The 15,819-nt window shown below is 71.2% G+C and carries 14 protein-coding genes and 3 pseudogenes; 8 read left to right on the top strand and 9 right to left on the bottom strand.

The features are described from left to right. Positions 1–120, top strand: a pseudogene (locus ACZ5WE_RS10710) (electron transfer flavoprotein subunit alpha/FixB family protein); the annotation flags it as partial. Positions 121–191: 71 nt separating this feature from the next. Here ACZ5WE_RS10710 and ACZ5WE_RS10705 read toward each other — a convergent pair. Continuing rightward, complete coding sequence (locus ACZ5WE_RS10705) at positions 192–1,088, bottom strand: endonuclease/exonuclease/phosphatase family protein (RefSeq protein ID WP_467683783.1); 897 nt, start codon at positions 1,086–1,088, stop codon at positions 192–194. Between the two features lie 246 nt (positions 1,089–1,334). On the opposite strand from ACZ5WE_RS10705, the gene ACZ5WE_RS10700 reads away from it, so the two are divergent. Further along, complete coding sequence (locus tag ACZ5WE_RS10700; RefSeq protein ID WP_467683784.1) at positions 1,335–2,627, top strand: DUF6986 family protein; 1,293 nt, start codon at positions 1,335–1,337, stop codon at positions 2,625–2,627. Between the two features lie 75 nt (positions 2,628–2,702). Continuing rightward, complete coding sequence (locus tag ACZ5WE_RS10695; protein ID WP_467683786.1) at positions 2,703–4,394, top strand: serine/threonine-protein kinase; 1,692 nt, start codon at positions 2,703–2,705, stop codon at positions 4,392–4,394. A 42-nt stretch (positions 4,395–4,436) separates the two neighbouring features. On the opposite strand, the gene ACZ5WE_RS10690 is transcribed toward ACZ5WE_RS10695, so the two are convergent. Next, positions 4,437–5,483 (bottom strand): LacI family DNA-binding transcriptional regulator, encoded by a 1,047-nt coding sequence (locus ACZ5WE_RS10690; protein WP_467683788.1) that lies wholly within the window; start codon positions 5,481–5,483, stop codon positions 4,437–4,439. Positions 5,484–5,658: 175 nt separating this feature from the next. Here ACZ5WE_RS10690 and ACZ5WE_RS10685 point away from each other — a divergent pair, with 175 nt between their 5' ends. Continuing rightward, on the top strand, positions 5,659–6,624 hold the full coding sequence (locus ACZ5WE_RS10685) for an ROK family protein (RefSeq protein WP_467683790.1): 966 nt from the start codon (positions 5,659–5,661) through the stop codon (positions 6,622–6,624). A gap of 84 nt (positions 6,625–6,708) precedes the next feature. On the opposite strand, the pseudogene ACZ5WE_RS10680 reads toward ACZ5WE_RS10685, so the two are convergent. After that, positions 6,709–6,804 (bottom strand): annotated as a pseudogene (locus ACZ5WE_RS10680) (NPCBM/NEW2 domain-containing protein); the annotation flags it as partial. Positions 6,805–7,258: 454 nt separating this feature from the next. Continuing rightward, the gene (locus ACZ5WE_RS10675; protein WP_467683792.1) at positions 7,259–7,636 is read right to left on the bottom strand and encodes an STAS domain-containing protein; all 378 of its coding nucleotides are present in this window, start codon (positions 7,634–7,636) and stop codon (positions 7,259–7,261) included. A 305-nt stretch (positions 7,637–7,941) separates the two neighbouring features. Here ACZ5WE_RS10675 and ACZ5WE_RS10670 point away from each other — a divergent pair, with 305 nt between their 5' ends. Then, entirely contained in the window at positions 7,942–8,985 is a 1,044-nt protein-coding gene (locus ACZ5WE_RS10670; protein ID WP_467683794.1) for an NUDIX hydrolase, read from the top strand. A gap of 3 nt (positions 8,986–8,988) precedes the next feature. On the opposite strand, the gene ACZ5WE_RS10665 is transcribed toward ACZ5WE_RS10670, so the two are convergent. Beyond that, entirely contained in the window at positions 8,989–10,344 is a 1,356-nt protein-coding gene (locus tag ACZ5WE_RS10665; RefSeq protein WP_467683796.1) for a M20/M25/M40 family metallo-hydrolase, read from the bottom strand. Between the two features lie 135 nt (positions 10,345–10,479). Between ACZ5WE_RS10665 and ACZ5WE_RS10660 the strand changes: the two genes are divergently transcribed. After that, on the top strand, positions 10,480–11,682 hold the full coding sequence (locus ACZ5WE_RS10660) for a geranylgeranyl reductase family protein (RefSeq protein WP_467683797.1): 1,203 nt from the start codon (positions 10,480–10,482) through the stop codon (positions 11,680–11,682). A 55-nt stretch (positions 11,683–11,737) separates the two neighbouring features. On the opposite strand, the gene ACZ5WE_RS10655 is transcribed toward ACZ5WE_RS10660, so the two are convergent. Continuing rightward, positions 11,738–12,217 carry a nitroreductase family deazaflavin-dependent oxidoreductase gene (locus tag ACZ5WE_RS10655; protein WP_467683799.1) on the bottom strand — a complete coding sequence of 160 codons (480 nt, stop codon included), beginning with the start codon at positions 12,215–12,217 and terminating at the stop codon, positions 11,738–11,740. Between the two features lie 173 nt (positions 12,218–12,390). On the opposite strand from ACZ5WE_RS10655, the gene ACZ5WE_RS10650 reads away from it, so the two are divergent. Then, entirely contained in the window at positions 12,391–13,089 is a 699-nt protein-coding gene (locus ACZ5WE_RS10650; protein ID WP_467683801.1) for a TetR/AcrR family transcriptional regulator, read from the top strand. 25 nt (positions 13,090–13,114) lie between these two features. On the opposite strand, the gene ACZ5WE_RS10645 is transcribed toward ACZ5WE_RS10650, so the two are convergent. The 3 genes and pseudogenes from ACZ5WE_RS10645 to ACZ5WE_RS10635 form a co-directional block, all read right to left on the bottom strand. Further along, entirely contained in the window at positions 13,115–13,501 is a 387-nt protein-coding gene (locus tag ACZ5WE_RS10645; protein ID WP_467683802.1) for an AfsR/SARP family transcriptional regulator, read from the bottom strand. 82 nt (positions 13,502–13,583) lie between these two features. Further along, positions 13,584–13,817, bottom strand: a pseudogene (locus ACZ5WE_RS10640) (NAD(P)H-binding protein); the annotation flags it as partial. A gap of 95 nt (positions 13,818–13,912) precedes the next feature. Next, positions 13,913–14,536 carry an NADPH-dependent F420 reductase gene (locus ACZ5WE_RS10635; RefSeq protein ID WP_467683804.1) on the bottom strand — a complete coding sequence of 208 codons (624 nt, stop codon included), beginning with the start codon at positions 14,534–14,536 and terminating at the stop codon, positions 13,913–13,915. Positions 14,537–14,730: 194 nt separating this feature from the next. On the opposite strand from ACZ5WE_RS10635, the gene ACZ5WE_RS10630 reads away from it, so the two are divergent. After that, positions 14,731–15,642, top strand: coding sequence for a LysR family transcriptional regulator (locus ACZ5WE_RS10630; protein WP_467683806.1), 912 nt, complete (start codon positions 14,731–14,733; stop codon positions 15,640–15,642). Positions 15,643–15,819: the final 177 nt, after the last annotated feature.

Raw genomic sequence — 15,819 nt, 5'->3', positions numbered from 1 at the left:
GTGGCGATCAACAAGGACGCCGAGGCCCCGATCTTCGACCTGGTCGACTACGGCGTGGTCGGCGACCTCTTCGACGTCGTCCCCGCCCTGACCGAAGAGATCAACACCCGAAAGGGCTGAGCCTCTTCGGACAGTACGAGTACGAGGCCTTCGCCACCGCACGCAGTTGCGGTGGCGAAGGCCTCGCCGCGTCACAGGGTCAGTGAAGCCTGCACCGGCAGATGGTCGCTCGGGAACTGCCCGCCCTGCGAGAAGGTGTTGATGACCGCCGAGTGGACCCGCACCTCGGGCGTCGCCAGGATCCAGTCGATCCGGTCCCCGTCCGGCACCAGCGGCCTGTACCCGTGGAAGGTGGCGTACGCCTTGCTGCGTTCGTCCGCCGCGTCCCACGTGTCGACGAGACCGGCGCCCAGCATCGTGTCGTAGACCGGATTCTTGTGTGCCGCGACATTGAAGTCACCCGTGACCAGAAGCGGCAGGGACGGGTCGAGGGCGGCGATCCGCTCGGAGATCAAACTCGCGGCACGCGTGCGTGCGTACTGGCTCGCGTTGTCGAGGTGGGTGTTGAGGACGTACAGCTCGGTGTCCGTGCGCAGGTCGTGGAAGCGGACCCAGGTGACCATGCGGATGGAACCGCCGCCCCAGGTGTTCGATCCGATGACGTCCGGGGTGTCGGAGAGCCAGTAGTGGTCGTACTCGATCGGCGCGAGTCTGCGGGTGTCGTAGAAGAGGGTCATGAACTCGTCCCTGCTGCCGCCCGCCCGGCCCGTACCGACCCAGTCGTAGTGCGGGCCCAGGTCCTCGGCGATGTCCCGTACCTGCTGGTAGAGGCCTTCCTGGGTGCCGATGACATGAGGGCGCGCGCGGCGCAGCAGTTCCCGGGTCACCGGGCGGCGGTCGGCCCAGGTGTTGGGCGGCGTGGTGCTCGCGTAGCGGAGGTTGAACGACATGACCTCCAGGCGGCGGCCCGCGCGCTCGACCGCGTGGACGGGCGAGGCGGCCAGTGCGGTGGTGAACAAGGGCACGGCCACCGCGGCGAGCGCGGTCTGCAGGCCGAGGCGGCGCGTTACTCGGGTGTCATTGGGCACGCGGTCTCCTTCAGTGGGTGGCGGTCGGTGGACGGCCGTCAGGATGAGGTGCGGGCGCGCGGCTGCGGAAGCAGGATCTGAGACATGGGTGAACGGACGAGGTCCGGCAGACGAGAGGGTGTTGACCAGCGGGAAGGTCGCCGGATAACTTCGCCATGCGGATTGTTGATTCCGTGAAGCGGAAATCGAGTGATCCTGAGTATGTGGTCCCGAGTGTGTGGTCCCGAGTGTGTGGAGGGTGCAGGAATGGGTCAGCAAGAGAAGGTGGCAACGAGCCTCGCGGGCGCGGTCAGCGAGGGCATCAGCGCTTCCCTCGCCCCGGTGGACGCGGAGCTCGAGCGCCGCTACCCCGGAGACCCGGGCACCCGCCAGCCGGTCCACACCGTGTACGTCCCCGGTGAGCTCTTCGGCGCCGACACCATCCGCACGTGGGGCGACCAGGCTTTGAAGGCCCTCGACGAGCACGCCCCGGACGCCGCCACCTTCGCGTCCGTCCTCGGTCTGGCCGACGACCTCGCCGCGCCGGTCTACGACCGCGTACGCGCCAAGCTGGAGCGCGAGCCGATCGAGGACCTGCGCATCGACTTCGAGGACGGCTACAAGGGCGCGGACGAGGACCAGGACGCCGCCCGCGCGGCCCGCCTGATCTCCGAGGCGTACAAGAACGGCACCGCGGCCCCGTACATGGGCATCCGCATGAAGTGCTTCGAGGAGAACGTGCGTGACCGCGCCATCCGCACCCTCGACATCTTCCTGTCCGGCCTCATGGAGGCCGGCGGCCTTCCCGACGGCCTCGTCCTGACGCTGCCCAAGGTGACCTACCCCGAGCAGGTCACCGCGATGGTGCGCCTGCTGGAGGAGTTCGAGAAGGCCCGTGGCCTGGAGGCGGGCCGGATCGGCTTCGAGATCCAGATCGAGACCAGCCAGTCCATCCTCGCCTCCGACGGCACCGCCACCGTGGCCCGCATGATCGGCGCCGCCGAGGGCCGCGCCACCGGCCTGCACTACGGCACCTTCGACTACAGCGCCTGCCTCCACGTGAGCGCCGCCTACCAGACCAGCGACCACCCGGCCGCCGACCACGCCAAGGCGATCATGCAGGTCGCGGCGGCCGGCACCGGCGTACGCGTCTCGGACGGCTCCACCAACGTCCTGCCCATCGGCACCACCGAGAAGGTCCACGACGCCTGGCGGCTGCACTACGGCCTCACGCGCCGCGCCCTGGCCCGCGCCTACTACCAGGGCTGGGACATGCACCCCGGTCACATCCCCACGCGTTACGCCGCCGTGTTCGCGTTCTACCGCGAGGGCTTCGAGCAGGCCGCCGCGCGCCTGTCCGCGTACGCCTCCCACCGCGAGGGCGGCGACGTGGCGGACGAGCCGGCGTCGGCCAAGGCGCTCGCCGGCTACCTGCTGCGCGGCCTGGACTGCGGCGCCCTCGACGTCGGCGAGGTCACCCGGCTGACCGGCCTGACGCTGGCCCGCCTGCAGAGCTTCTCGGGACCGCGCCGCGGGGATCTCACGCCGCACGGCAAGTAACTCCCGGCCCGCACTGTCACCCCTGCCCCGTAGTCTGTGAGCCACGAAAAGTGGTGTCACAGGAACGGGGCAGCGGTGACTTCGGGGGATCAGGGACAGACGGGCGGCGCGGGTCGCCTGCTCGCCGGGCGCTATCGCGTGACCGCGCAGCTCGGACGCGGCGGCATGGGCGTCGTCTGGCGTGCCGTCGACGAGGTGCTCGGCCGCGAGGTCGCCGTCAAGGAACTGCGTACGTACACGGACGCGGCCGGGCCCGAACTGGCCGACCTGCGCGTACGGATGCAGCGCGAGGCCCGCGCGGCCGCCCGGGTGCGCCACCCCGGAGTTGTCGCCGTGCACGACGTGGCGGAGGTCGACGGGCGGCCCCTGATCGTCATGGAGCTGGTCGAAGGCCCCTCCCTGGACGACGTGCTGCGGGAGCGCGGCACCCTCGACCCCCACGAAGCGGCAGCCATCGGCGCCAAGGTCATGGACGCGCTCGCCGCCGCCCACCGCGCCGGAGTTCTGCACCGCGACGTCAAGCCCGGCAACATCCTCCTGGAGGCCGGTGGCCGTGTCGTCCTGACCGACTTCGGCATCGCCACGATGGACGACCCGGGGGACGGCTCCGCCACGCACCTCACGCGCAGCGGCGAACTCGTCGGCTCCCTGGACTACTTGGCGCCCGAGCGCGCCCAGGGCCAGGACCCGGGCCCCGCGTCCGACGTGTGGGCCCTGGGAGCGACGCTGTACGCGGCGGTCGAGGGCGCGTCCCCCTTCCGCCGTACGTCGACGTGGTCCACGCTCACCGCGATCGTCACCGACCCGCTGCCCGAGCCGGAGCGGGCGGGCCCCCTGATCCCCGTGCTGCGCCGGCTGATGCACAAGGACCCACAGGCACGGCCGGACGCGCAGCAGGCCGCGCTGATCCTCGCCGACGCGGCTGGCGGCGCTGTCACGGCCGCCCTGCGCGAGGCCGCGCCGCGGCCGAGGGAGGTCACCGAGCGGAGCATTCCGAGCGGGCCACCGCCAGGATTCGGACCACCGCTCTCCAGCGGTGCGGTGCCATCCGGAGCGGTGGCGCCCGCCACGCCCCCCGAGCGACGACCGCGCCGCCGGCGGACGCTGCTCGCCGCGGTGGCCGTGGCCGTCGCCCTGTCGGCGACCGGCGTCACGGTGGCCCTCCTGAACAGCCAAGGGGAGAGCGGGAACCAGGCCGAGCGGTCCGCCCCCTCCGGGGACGCGGCCGAGCCGGCAGCCGACAGCAGCCGCGGCGCGCTGGAGGGGGCGGACCGTCCCGAGCCCTCGAAGCACGGCGACGGGAGGACCCGTGAGCCGGACGCGAAGGAGTCCTCCTCCGGCAAGGACGACGACCCCAAGTCCAAGGAGAGACCGACGACCCGTCCCAAGCCCTCCTCCAAGCCCACCGAGGACGGCGGCACGACAGGCGGCGGCTCCGACGGCTCCGGAGGCACGGCGGGCGGGGGCGACGATCCGGCCCCCGAAGCCGCATGCCACGCCGCGGGCGGCGGCAAGTACGACTGCTCGGTCTGGCGTACGGCCAAGTCGTACACAGCGTCGGGCGCCGAGGCGGGCGTACTGAACGCGGGCACGAACTACTTCTACTGTCAGCAGAACCTCGGCCGCCGCGAGACGCACGGCCAGTGGACGAACGTCTGGTGGGCCAGGACGGACGACGACAGCGGCAACAAGGACGTCTTCGTCAGCGACGTCTACATCAAGGGCGGCGACAACGACCGGCCGCTGCCGGGCCTGCCCGTCTGCTGACCGCGCTCGCACTCCGGACCGCCAATCGCCGGCCGCCAACCGTCAGGTCGCGGGCGGCAGTTCGCCCGATCCGCGCTTGATGAGCCGCGTCGGGAGTTCGATGCGCTCCGGGGCGTCGGACGCGCCGTCCAACTGCCGGAACAGGCGCTCGGCGGCGGTCCTGCCCAGCTGCGCGGCGTCCTGGGCGACGACGGTCACGCCCGGCTGCAGCAGGTCCGCGAGCTCGATGTCGTCGAAGCCGACGAGAGCCACGGGGCGGGCGAGCCCGGCGAGGACACGGACGACCGTCACCGTCACGCGGTTGTTGCCCGCGAAGATCGCCGTGACGGGTTCGGAGCCGCCCAGCATCGTCCTGGTGGCCTGCTCGACGCGGTCCGGGGCGGTGGGACCCAGGGACATCCACTCCTCCTCGACGGGGATGTCAGCGTCCTCCATGGCCGCGCGGTAGCCGCGCAGGCGCTCTATGGCGGTGTGGATGCGCGGTTGGTCGCCGATGAAGCCGATGCGGCGGTGGCCGTGGGCGATGAGATGGGCGACGCCGTCGCGCGCGCCCCCGAAGCTGTCGGAGAGCACGACATCGGCGTCGATCTTTCCCGCGGGCCGGTCGACGAAGACGGTCGCGACACCGGCGGCGATCTCCGGCTCCAGATAGCGGTGGTCGTCACCGGCCGGAATGACGACAAGACCGTCGACCCGGCGCGCGCACAGCGCGAGCACCAACTCCTGCTCGCGGTCCGGGTCCTCGGCGCTCGACCCGTTGATGAGGAGCGCGCCGTGCGCGCGGGCCACTTCCTCCACGGCCCGGCTGAGCGGCCCGTAGAAGGGGTCGGCGAGGTCTTCGAGGACGAGGCCGATGCTGGCCGTGCGGCCCTTGCGCAGGACGCGCGCGCTGTCGTTGCGCCGGAAGCCGAGGGCGTCGATGGCCTCCTGGACGCGGCGTTCGGTGTCCGGGGTGACACCCGGCTCGCCGTTCACGACACGGGAGACCGTCTTGAGGCCGACTCCGGCGCGGGCGGCGACGTCCTTCATGGTCGGACGGTTGCCGTAGCGGGGTTCGGGTCGCTCGGGTCGGCTGGCGGTCTCGGCCACGGTGCGCTGTCCTGTCGTCGACGAAGGTGAGCTGAAAGTGGTGCTTGAGTGATGTGGCGTCGAGCATAGAACCTGGACAACGTTGTCAGATGCAAGAGAGACTGTCCATCACATTCTCCGGCCTGCCCTTTCACCAGGAGAGCGGCCTGCCCATTCACCAGGAGATCTGACACTGATGCACACGGACCTCGTCGCCGCACTCGACATCGGCGGCACCAAGATCGCCGGCGCCCTGGTGGACGGGCGCGGCCGGATCCTGCTGCGCGCCCAGCGGCCCACGCCCGCGCGCGAGGACGGCGACACCGTGATGCGGGCGGTCGAAGAGGTGCTCGGCGAGCTCACGCACTCCCCGCTGTGGGGCAGGGCGCGCGCGGTCGGCATCGGCAGCGCGGGCCCCGTGGACGCGTCGGCGGGGACGGTCAGCCCGGTGAACGTCCCCGGGTGGCGCGGCTACCCCCTGGTCGAGCGGGTGCGCGCGGCCACCGGCGGCCTTCCGGTCGAGCTGGTGGGGGACGGCGTCGCGATGACGGCGGCCGAGCACTGGCAGGGCGCTGCCCGGGGGCACGACAACGCGCTGTGCATGGTGGTGTCGACGGGAGTCGGCGGCGGACTGATCCTCGGTGGCAAGCTGCACCCGGGCCCCACCGGGAACGCGGGCCACATCGGGCACATCAGCGTCGATCTGGACGGTGATCCCTGCCCGTGCGGGGCGCGCGGATGCGTGGAGCGCATAGCGAGCGGGCCGAACATCGCGCGGCGTGCGCTGGAGGGCGGATGGCGCCCGGGGGCCGACGGCGACACGTCCGCCGCCGCGGTGGCCCTCGCCGCACGCTCCGGGGACCCGGTCGCCGTCGCCTCGTTCGAACGGGCGGCGCAGGCGCTCGCGGCGGGCATCGCCGCCACGGCGACCCTCGTCGAGATCGACATCGCCGTGATCGGTGGCGGGGTGGCGAAGGCGGGGAACGTCCTGTTCGACCCGCTGCGCCGGTCCCTGAGGGACTACGCCACGCTCTCGTTCGTACGTCATCTGACCGTGGGCCCGGCGTTGATGGGGACGGACGCCGGTCTCGTGGGGGCAGCGGCGGCCGCGCTGAGCCAGGAGGACAGGGCCGTGGACCTCCGCCCCGCCGTGGGGAGTTGACCTTTCCGCGGGCCGGGCCGAACGACGTCGGCCCGGCCCGCGGTCAACGGTTCGCGCGACTCAGCAGCTGAGGACCGGGACCGCTCAGCCCGCGTGGTCGGAGCCCCTGCCGTCCCCGCCGTCCGTGACGACGAGGCGTACGACCTGAGCGCCGGTCACGTCGGCCGAAAGGCCCTGCGCGGCATCGGGGGTCGGGCAAGGGGTGAGGGGCTCGGGCGGCCGTCCGCGTGATCCGCTTCGTGTCATGGGCTGTCATGTCCCGTGCTGACCAGCCCGGTTGAGAGGGTCGGGTGTGGCCACCGACAACCCTCGGCAGACGGAGCGCTCCGCATGAAAGCCCCGAAGTACGCGCGTGAAATTCCCGGCCTGTGCTGGGACGAGAGGCCCGGTGATGTCCTGCACTGCACCCTCGGTCAGGACCATGCGGGCGACCACTTTCACGCCTACACCCGGACCAGGTGGCCCAACCGTGTCCGCGGCGCCCGGCCCGCGGCGAAGCCACGGTGAGTGCGCGTTTCACACGGGGTGTGAACGAAGTGCATATATGCGTCGTGCGCGCCCACTCCCGGCGAGGGCGTCCGCGGGGCAAGCTCCAGGTGCTGCCCGGACCCCGCAGCACCCTCCCTGGCGCGGCTCACTTCTGCCGCAGCGCCTCCTCCAGTGTCGCCACTGGCAACAGCATGGGAGTGAGGCCCGTGAGGCGCAGGACGCGAAGCGTCAGGGGGTAGGTGCAGACCACGGCGAGGCGGGCGCCTCTTGACTTCGTACGGCGGCGTGCGCGGACCAGCAGGCTCAGCCCGGAGCAGTCGAAGAACGTGGTGCGGGTCAGGTCGATGACCACCGTTGTCGCTGTTCCGGCGGTGATGGGATCGAGGAGTGGACCGATCCGCTGGTAGGCCAACAGGTCGACCTCGCCGTGGAGTTCGACGACGACCGCGCCGTTGTGGCCGTACACCCGTGGCTGCTGGTCGGAGTCCTCGAAGGCGAATTCGTTCAGTGCATCGAGTTGCACGTGTTCCCCCAGTGTCGGACATCGGCCGGGTCCTCGCGTGAGCGGGGGCACATGGGAAGAGCCGGGTTCAAGAGGTCACCAGGGGCTGGGGCGCCTAGCGGATCACGGTAGCGGGGGAGGGCTCGCCCCGCAGCGAGGGAACGATTCATGCAGGGCGACTGCCACGCGATGGGGTGAAGAAGAAGCGAACCACTTGACATGTTGCGGCGCTTTTCGGTCCTGGCGATGGCTGCCTCATCAGGGCCTGGTTTCCGTGGCAGGGTGTTGCGGGCAAGCCACAGGGGGCCAACAGAAGAGGGGGAACCGTGATCGTCTGGATCAACGGCGCGTTCGGTGCGGGCAAGACCAGCGCCGCACGGGAACTGATCGAGCTGATCCCGAACAGCACACTCTTCGACCCCGAGGTCATCGGCGGCGGACTGCGCGACCTGCTGCCGCCCAAGCGCCTCGCCGAGGTGAGCGACTTCCAGGATCTGCCGCTCTGGCGGCGGCTCGTCGTGGACACGGCGGCGGCCCTGCTCGCCGAGGTCGGTGGCGTCCTCGTGGTGCCCATGACCCTGCTGCGGCAGGACTACCGCGACGAGATCTTCGGCGGTCTCGCCTCGCGCAGGATCGCCGTACGACACGTCGTGCTCGCCCCGGGGGAAACGATCCTGCGCGAACGAATATCAGGCCGCTCCGTCCCGGACCTGCCGGACGGCGAGACGCGCGTGCGGCAGTGGTCGTTCGACCACATCGAGCCGTACCGCGCGGCGCTCGCGGGCTGGCTGGGCGCCGACGCCCACCGCATCGACACCGGCGCGCTCACTCCCTTCGAGACCGCCGAGCACATCGCCGACGCCGTGCGCAGCGGGGCCGCGTCCGTCTGCGACATCGTGCAGACGCCGGAGCCCACCGCGGAGACGCTCGCGGCCGGAGTACTGCTCTTCGACGAGCGGGACCGGGTGCTGCTCGTCGACCCGACGTACAAGGCCGGCTGGGAGTTCCCCGGCGGTGTCGTGGAACGGGGCGAGGCGCCCGCGCGCGCGGGCGTGCGCGAGGTGGCCGAGGAAACCGGCATCCAACTCGCCGACGCCCCACGGCTCCTCGTCGTCGACTGGGAGCCGCCCAGGCCGCCCGGCTACGGAGGGATGCGGTTCCTCTTCGACGGCGGCAGCCTCGACAGCGGTGAGGCGCGGCGGATGCTGCTGCCCGGCCCCGAACTCCGCGACTGCCGCTTCGTCACCGAGGACGAGGCTGCCCACCTGCTGCCCTCCGTGCGCTACGAACGGTTGCGCTGGGCCCTGCGCGCCAGGGAGCGCGGGGTCGCCCTGTACCTGGAGGCGGGGGTACCGGTCGGTAGCCAGTGAGGGTCAGCGCGTGGAGTACTTCTGGAGGAACAGGGCCTCGGCCACCGAGAGCCGCTCCAGCTCCTGTGGGGACACGCTCTCGTTGACCGCGTGGATCTGCGCCTCGGGCTCGCTGAGACCGATGAGCAGGATCTCCGCCCGGGGGTAGAGCGCCGCGAGGGTGTTGCACAGCGGGATCGAGCCGCCCTGCCCCGCGTACTGCATCTCCTCGCCCGGGTACGCCTCGCCCATGGCCTCCGCCATCGCCGCGTACGCCGGGCTCGTGGTGTCCGCGCGGAACGGCTGGCCCTGCCCGATCTGCTCGGTGGTCACCTGCGCGCCCCAGGGGGTGTGCGACTCCAGGTGCGCCTGCAGGAGCTTGGTGGCCTCGGCCGCGTCCACGCCCGGCGGTACCCGCAGGCTGATCAGCGCCCGCGCGGCCGCCTGTACGGACGGTGTCGCGCCCACCACCGGCGGGCAGTCGATGCCGATCACGGTGACGGCGGGGCGGGACCAGATGCGGTCGGCGACCGTGCCCTTGCCGACCAGGCGAACGCCGTCGAGGACCTTGGCGTCCTTGCGGAAGGTCGCCTCTTCGTACTGAAGCCCGTCCCACACCTCGTCGCCCGTGAGGCCGTCGACCGTTGTCGAACCGTCCTCCGCGCGCAGCGAGTCGAGCACCCGCACCAGCGCCGCGAGCGCGTCGGGGGCCGCGCCGCCGAACTGCCCCGAGTGCAGATTGCCCTCAAGAGTGTCGATGCGGACGCGCAGGAGGGTCATGCCGCGGAGCGTCGTGGTGACCGTCGGCAGGCCGACCCGGAAGTTGCCCGCGTCGCCGATGACGATCGTGTCGGCCGCCAGGACGTCGGGGTGCTGCTCGGCGTACCGCTCCAGACCGCCCGTGCCCTGCTCCTCGGACCCCTCGGCGATCACCTTGACGGTCACCGGGACTCCGCCGTTCGCCTTCAGGGCGCGCAGCGCGAGCAGATGCATCAGGATGCCGCCCTTGCAGTCGGCGCTGCCGCGCCCGTACCAACGGCCCTCGCGCTCGGTCAGCTCGAACGGCGGGCTGGTCCACGCCGCCTCGTCGAGTGGCGGCTGCACGTCGTAGTGCGCGTAGAGCAGCACGGTGGGAGCGCCCTCGGGGCCCGGCAGCATGCCGTACACCGACTGCGTACCGTCCGGGGTGTCGAGCAGGGCCACGTCCTGGAATCCCTCGGCGCGCAGCGCGTCCGCCACCCAGTTCGCGGCGGCCTCGCTCTCGCTCCTGGGGAACTGATCGAAGTCCGCCACCGACTTGAAGGCCACCAGTTCGGTGAGCTCCGCCTTCGCCTTCGGCATGAGTGAGGCGATGGTCGCGGCGATCGGATTCGGCGACATGGGCACGCTCCTCGTAGGTGCGACGTTGTACGTACGTGGGTGGTGTGATCCTCCCACAGGAGGGTGCCCGAGGTGCCCGCCGTAGGATGCCTTGGAAAGCGCGGCCAACAGCTGGATCGGGAGCGGTAGACCAACGTGAGCAGCGAGAACTCAGCGGACGACGCGCAGTACGTATGGGACGTCGTCGTGGTGGGAGCAGGGCCCGCGGGAGCCTCGGCGGCCTACGCGGCAGCCGTCGCGGGACGCAGTGTCCTCGTCCTGGAGAAAGCCGAACTGCCCCGGTACAAGACATGTGGCGGCGGCATCATCGGCCCCTCGCGCGACGCGCTCCCGCCCGGGTTCGAACTGCCCCTCAGGGACCGGGTGCACGCGGTGACGTTCTCCCTGGACGGCAAGTTCACCCGCACCCGCCGCTCGAAGCAGATGCTCTTCGGCCTGATCAACCGCCCCGAGTTCGACCAGCAACTGGTCGAGCACGCGCAGAAGGCGGGCGCCGAGCTGCGCACCGGCGTCACTGTCGCGCGCGTGGAGCAGCACGGCTCCGCGGTGCCCGACCGGCGGACGGTCGCCGTGGTCCTGCAGGGCGGTGAGACGGTGCTCGCCCGTGCGGTCGTCGGGGCCGACGGCAGCGCGAGCCGCATAGGAGCACATGTCGGCGTGAAGCTCGACCAGGTGGACCTGGGTCTTGAGGCCGAGATCCCGGTGCCGCCGAGCGTCGCCGAGGACTGGGCGGGCCGGGTGCTCATCGACTGGGGCCCGATGCCGGGCAGTTACGGATGGGTGTTCCCCAAGGGCGACACGCTCACCGTCGGCGTCATCTCCGCCCGCGGCGAAGGCTCGGCCACCAAGCGGTACTTGGAGGACTTCATCGCACGCCTCGGGCTCGCGGGCTTCGAGCCGAGCATCTCCTCCGGGCATCTGACGCGCTGCCGCAGCGACGACTCGCCGCTCTCGCGCGGCCGGGTCGTGGTGTGCGGTGACGCGGCGGGGCTGCTCGAGCCGTGGACCCGCGAGGGCATCTCCTTCGCGCTGCGCTCCGGGCGGCTCGCGGGGGAGTGGGCGGTGCGGATCGGCGAGGCGCACGACGCGGTCGACGCCCGCCGCCAGGCCCTGAACTACGCCTTCGCCATCAAGGCGGGACTCGGCGTCGAGATGAGCGTCGGGCGGCGCATGCTCACCGTCTTCGAGCGCCGCCCGGGCACGCTGCACGCGGCGATCACCGGGTTCAGGCCCGCGTGGAACGCGTTCGCGAGGATCACCCGCGGCTCGACGACGCTCGGCGAGCTGGTGCGGAACCATCCGCTTGCGGGGCGGGCGCTGAGCGCGATGGACCGGTAGGTCGAGCGGGGCCGGTGGAAGCGATGGGCATCGGTCCGTTCGCGGCAGCTCGGCGTCACTTCGTGATGGTGACGCGGAAGACGGGGTGGTCGCCCGCGGCCGCCTCGATCTCCGCGTCCGTGGACTTGGCGGTGACGCCCTTGAAGTACTGGTTGACCTCCCAGCCCCACTTCTCCAGATAGCCGCGCAGCAGCGGAAGCTTCTCGGCGTCCGGGACCTCCTCGACCGCGAACGCGCGCACCTTGCGCCCCACGCGCAGCTCGCCGCCGCCCGCCACGCGCATATTGCGCACCCACTGCGAGTGCCCACGGGCCGAGACGAGGTACTGGGCGCCTTCGTACGTGAACGGGTTGACCGGGATGCGTTGCATCTGCCCGCTCTTGCGGCCGCGCACGGAGAGCTCGGCCGAGCCGGCCAGGCTGATGCCGCGCCGCGCCAGCCAGCCGATCACGCTGTTGAGCCTCAGGGCCAGTGGGCTGCCCTTGAGGTAGTAGGGGGTGGGGGAGCCGGAGGATGAGGAGGGGGACGAAGACATGGTGACCGCCAGAGTCCGGAAGTTTCCGAGAGCACTGCTCTCACTTAAGAGCAGTGTGCACGAGAATGGTGCTCCATTTCAAGAGCAGTGCTCTCTAATGTGTGCGGCGCACACGTAGCGGTACGCCGATCTCGTTTTGGTGCACTGCTCCGAACTCGTGGCACACTGCCTGTATGAGTAGCGCCACCAGCGGGGCCAGGGCCCGCGCCCGAGTCGAAGTCACCGCCGCCATCAAGGACGAGGCGCGCAGACAGCTCGCGGCCGACGGTGCCGCCAAGCTCTCGCTGCGCGCCGTGGCCCGCGAGCTCGGCATGGTGTCCTCCGCCCTCTACCGCTACTTCCCCAGCCGCGACGAACTCCTGACCGCGCTCATCATCGACGCCTACGACTCCCTCGGCACCGCCACCGAGGAGGCGCACGCCGAGGTCGCGTCGGCCGAACCCGTGCGGCGCTGGACGGTCGTGTGCGAGGCCGTGCGGTCCTGGGCGCTCGCGCACCCGCATGAGTACGCCCTCATCTACGGCTCGCCCGTCCCCGGTTACAGCGCGCCCGCCTCCACGATCGAAGCCGCCGCCCGGGTCGGGCAGCTGCTCATCGGCATCGTGCGCGACGCCCACCGGGGGCGCGGCGTCGCCGTGCAGCCGCTGCCGGGCGGGCTGCGCACCGAAGCCGAGCGGATCGCGGCCGATCTCGCGCCCGATCTGCCGCCGGCGGTGATCACGGCGCTGGTCGCGGCGTGGGCCCAGCTTTTCGGGCTCGTGGGCTTCGAGGTGTTCGGGCAGTTCAACCGCGCCGTCGAGGACCGTGCGGGGTTCTTCTCGTACGCGGCGGCTCAACTCGCCCACGGCGTGGGACTGCTGGACCAGAAGTAGAGCCTCGCCCGGCCGGCGCGCGCCCTCAGGCTGCCGGCACGGAGGGCGACGTCCGGGAGGTGAGGAGCTCCGGGTCCTGGCGCAGCATCCTCTCGTGCGGGGACCGCAGCGCGGGGCCCGGATACGCGCCCACGGCGTCCGCGATCCGGTGCCGTGCCTCCTCGAAGGCGAGCAGGGCATCCGATGAACGGCCGGTGCGGTACAGGGCGTTCATCAGGAGCTCGACCGTGCGCTCGCGCAGGGGGCGGGCGGCCACGAGGCGGATGAGTTCGTGGACGTACTCGAAGGAGCGGCCGAGTTCGATCTCCCCCGCGATCCTGGCCTCCACGACGGTGAGCCGCTTCTCGCGCCACCGGAGCCGTTCCGCCGCGAGGTACGGGGCGTTGAGCCCTCCGCGAACTCGCCGCGCCACAACGCCTCGGCCCGGTCGACGAGTTCGCCCGCGCACCGCAACCGCCCCGCGTCACGCGCGGCGAGCGCCGTGTCGATCAACCGCCGCCGCTCCCGCAGGTCGTCGGCCGCCGCGCCGGAGAGGCGGTAGCCGCTGCCGGTCCACGCAAATCGAGATCCTCGAGGTCGCCGCGGCGCACCTTCGCGCCGAGCGCGGACACCGCCGCCGCGGCGGTGTCCGACCGGGCCAGGCCGGTGACCTCGTGCCCGGCGGCGACGAGCTCGGGGATGATGTGCGAACCGGAATGGCCGGTCCCGCCAGTAACGAAAACGCGCACTGCTGCTCCATGTGACGGTAGGTGGAGGGGCTGTTCCTCTCGCGCCCTGGATCGACCGAGGTGATGTGACGCGAGAAGTGATGGTGCGGGTGCGCTCAGCCGGGAAGGTTGACGCCGAGGGAGAAGTTGAAATTCCCCACGCCATGGCGGGCCAGGCTGATCATCAGCAGGCCCGTCCCTTCCAGCCAGCGCGCCACCTCCAGGCCGCCGGCATCCAGCGGGCGCAGCCCGAGGCTCTCGATGAACGCCGACACGCTCGCCTTGGCCCGCGCGTCATCGCCGGCGAAGAGCACGTCCAGCGGGCCGCCCTGGGCCAGGATGTGGCCGAAGACGGTATTGAACGCCTTCACGACGTACGCGCTCGCCGGGACGGCCTTGGCGATCTCCTGCGCGCCGGAAGTGCCGTCAGGGGCGACCAGCCCGGTGGCGTCGGCGTTGGACGTGTTGGAGATGTCGATGATGACCTTGCCGGCCAACGCGTCCCCGTACTGGGCGACGACCGGCACGGCGCTGGCGTACGGCACGGCGAGGATGACGAGGTCGCCGACCGGGGTGGTGCCGAATGTCCCGGCCGTGGCGCCGCCGCCGAGCGCGGCGGCCAGGTCCTTGGCCTTGACCGCGTCGCGGCCGATGACCTCGACGGCGTTGCCGCCCTCGACCGCGCGGGCGCCTATCGCGCGGGCCACGCCCCCCAGGCCGATGATGCTGATACTGCTCATGGTGTGCCGCCTTCTGGAGAGTCGGACAGGACGCCATGCCGACCCCGTTGTCATTCACGGTTGTGTGGTCGAGGCCGTCGGATGACGAGCCTGGAGGCGTCCAATTCCTGAGGTTGTCACTGGCTTGAGTGGCTGTCCAAGACCTCTTTCAGCGGCTGCGATACCCTGGAGGTATCGCCGGATCGGGAGGCACCATGGATCTGGACCTGCGTAAGGTGCGCTACTTCGTCGCCGTCGCCGAAAAGCTCCACTTCGGCCGCGCCGCCGATGAGTTGCACATCGCACAGCCAGTGCTCAGCCGGCAGATCCGTGCGCTGGAAAAGGATCTCGGCACCCCGCTGCTGACAAGGGACAGCCACGGCGTACTGCTGACCGACGCCGGCAGGCAGCTGCTGACCGACGCCGGCCCGCTGCTGGCCTCCGCGCACGCGGCCCGTCGCCGGGTGACCGCGGCCGCGCGGGGCAGCCGGCGGATAACGGTCGGCTTCCGGGCAGGCATCGCGGTCGCCCCGGCGGTACAACTGTTCGCCAACCAGCACCCGGACGTTCTGGTGGACGTACAACGGATCGAATGGGACGACCAGGCCCCGATGCTGCTCGACGGCCGCATCGACATCGGCTATGTGCGGCTGCCCATCGACGAGGCCGGCCTGCGCGTCGCCCCGCTCTACGGCGAGCCACGGGTGGCGGTGCTGCCCCTCGGCCACCGATTGGCCGGCAAGGAGGAAGTCACCGAGGCCGACCTGGCCGGTGAGCCGCTGGTCTGGCATGCCGACACGAGCACGCAGCCCACCAGGCACCCGCATCCCAACGCCGGGTACCTGGCGCGCGAGGTGGACGAAACGCTCGAGCACGTCGCGGCCGGCCGGGGCGTCTCATTCCTGGCCCGTTCGGCGACCGTGTTCTACTCACATCCGGACATCACCTATGTGCCCGTCTCGGACCTGGCGCCCGATCAGGTATGCCTCGCGGTGCCGGCATCGCGCATCTCGCCGGTGGTCGACGACTTCTTCACCGCGGCTCAGGCGGCGGCCGAGATCACGGCAGAATGTGGGAACTTTGAAATGTGGCAGCGTGGAGGCGCTGCCGCTGCAAAGCACGGTTGAGCGGTTCGACTGACAACAGCAGCGCCAGCAGAGGGCGCGCGGCCTCCCGCGTTGTGGACGGATCCGCGTGCCCAACATGAGGGACAGCGCATACCACACGCCGCCGAACATCTCCCGGATGTTCAGGGGTTCCTGCTCGGTGAACCCATCCAGCTGGGGCTGCCACACCGTCGATTC

The sequence above is a fragment of the Streptomyces sp. NPDC033180 genome, from assembly GCF_055577645.1.
Note: the sequence above shows the minus strand (reverse complement) of the source record. Positions and strands in the feature narration are given on the sequence as shown.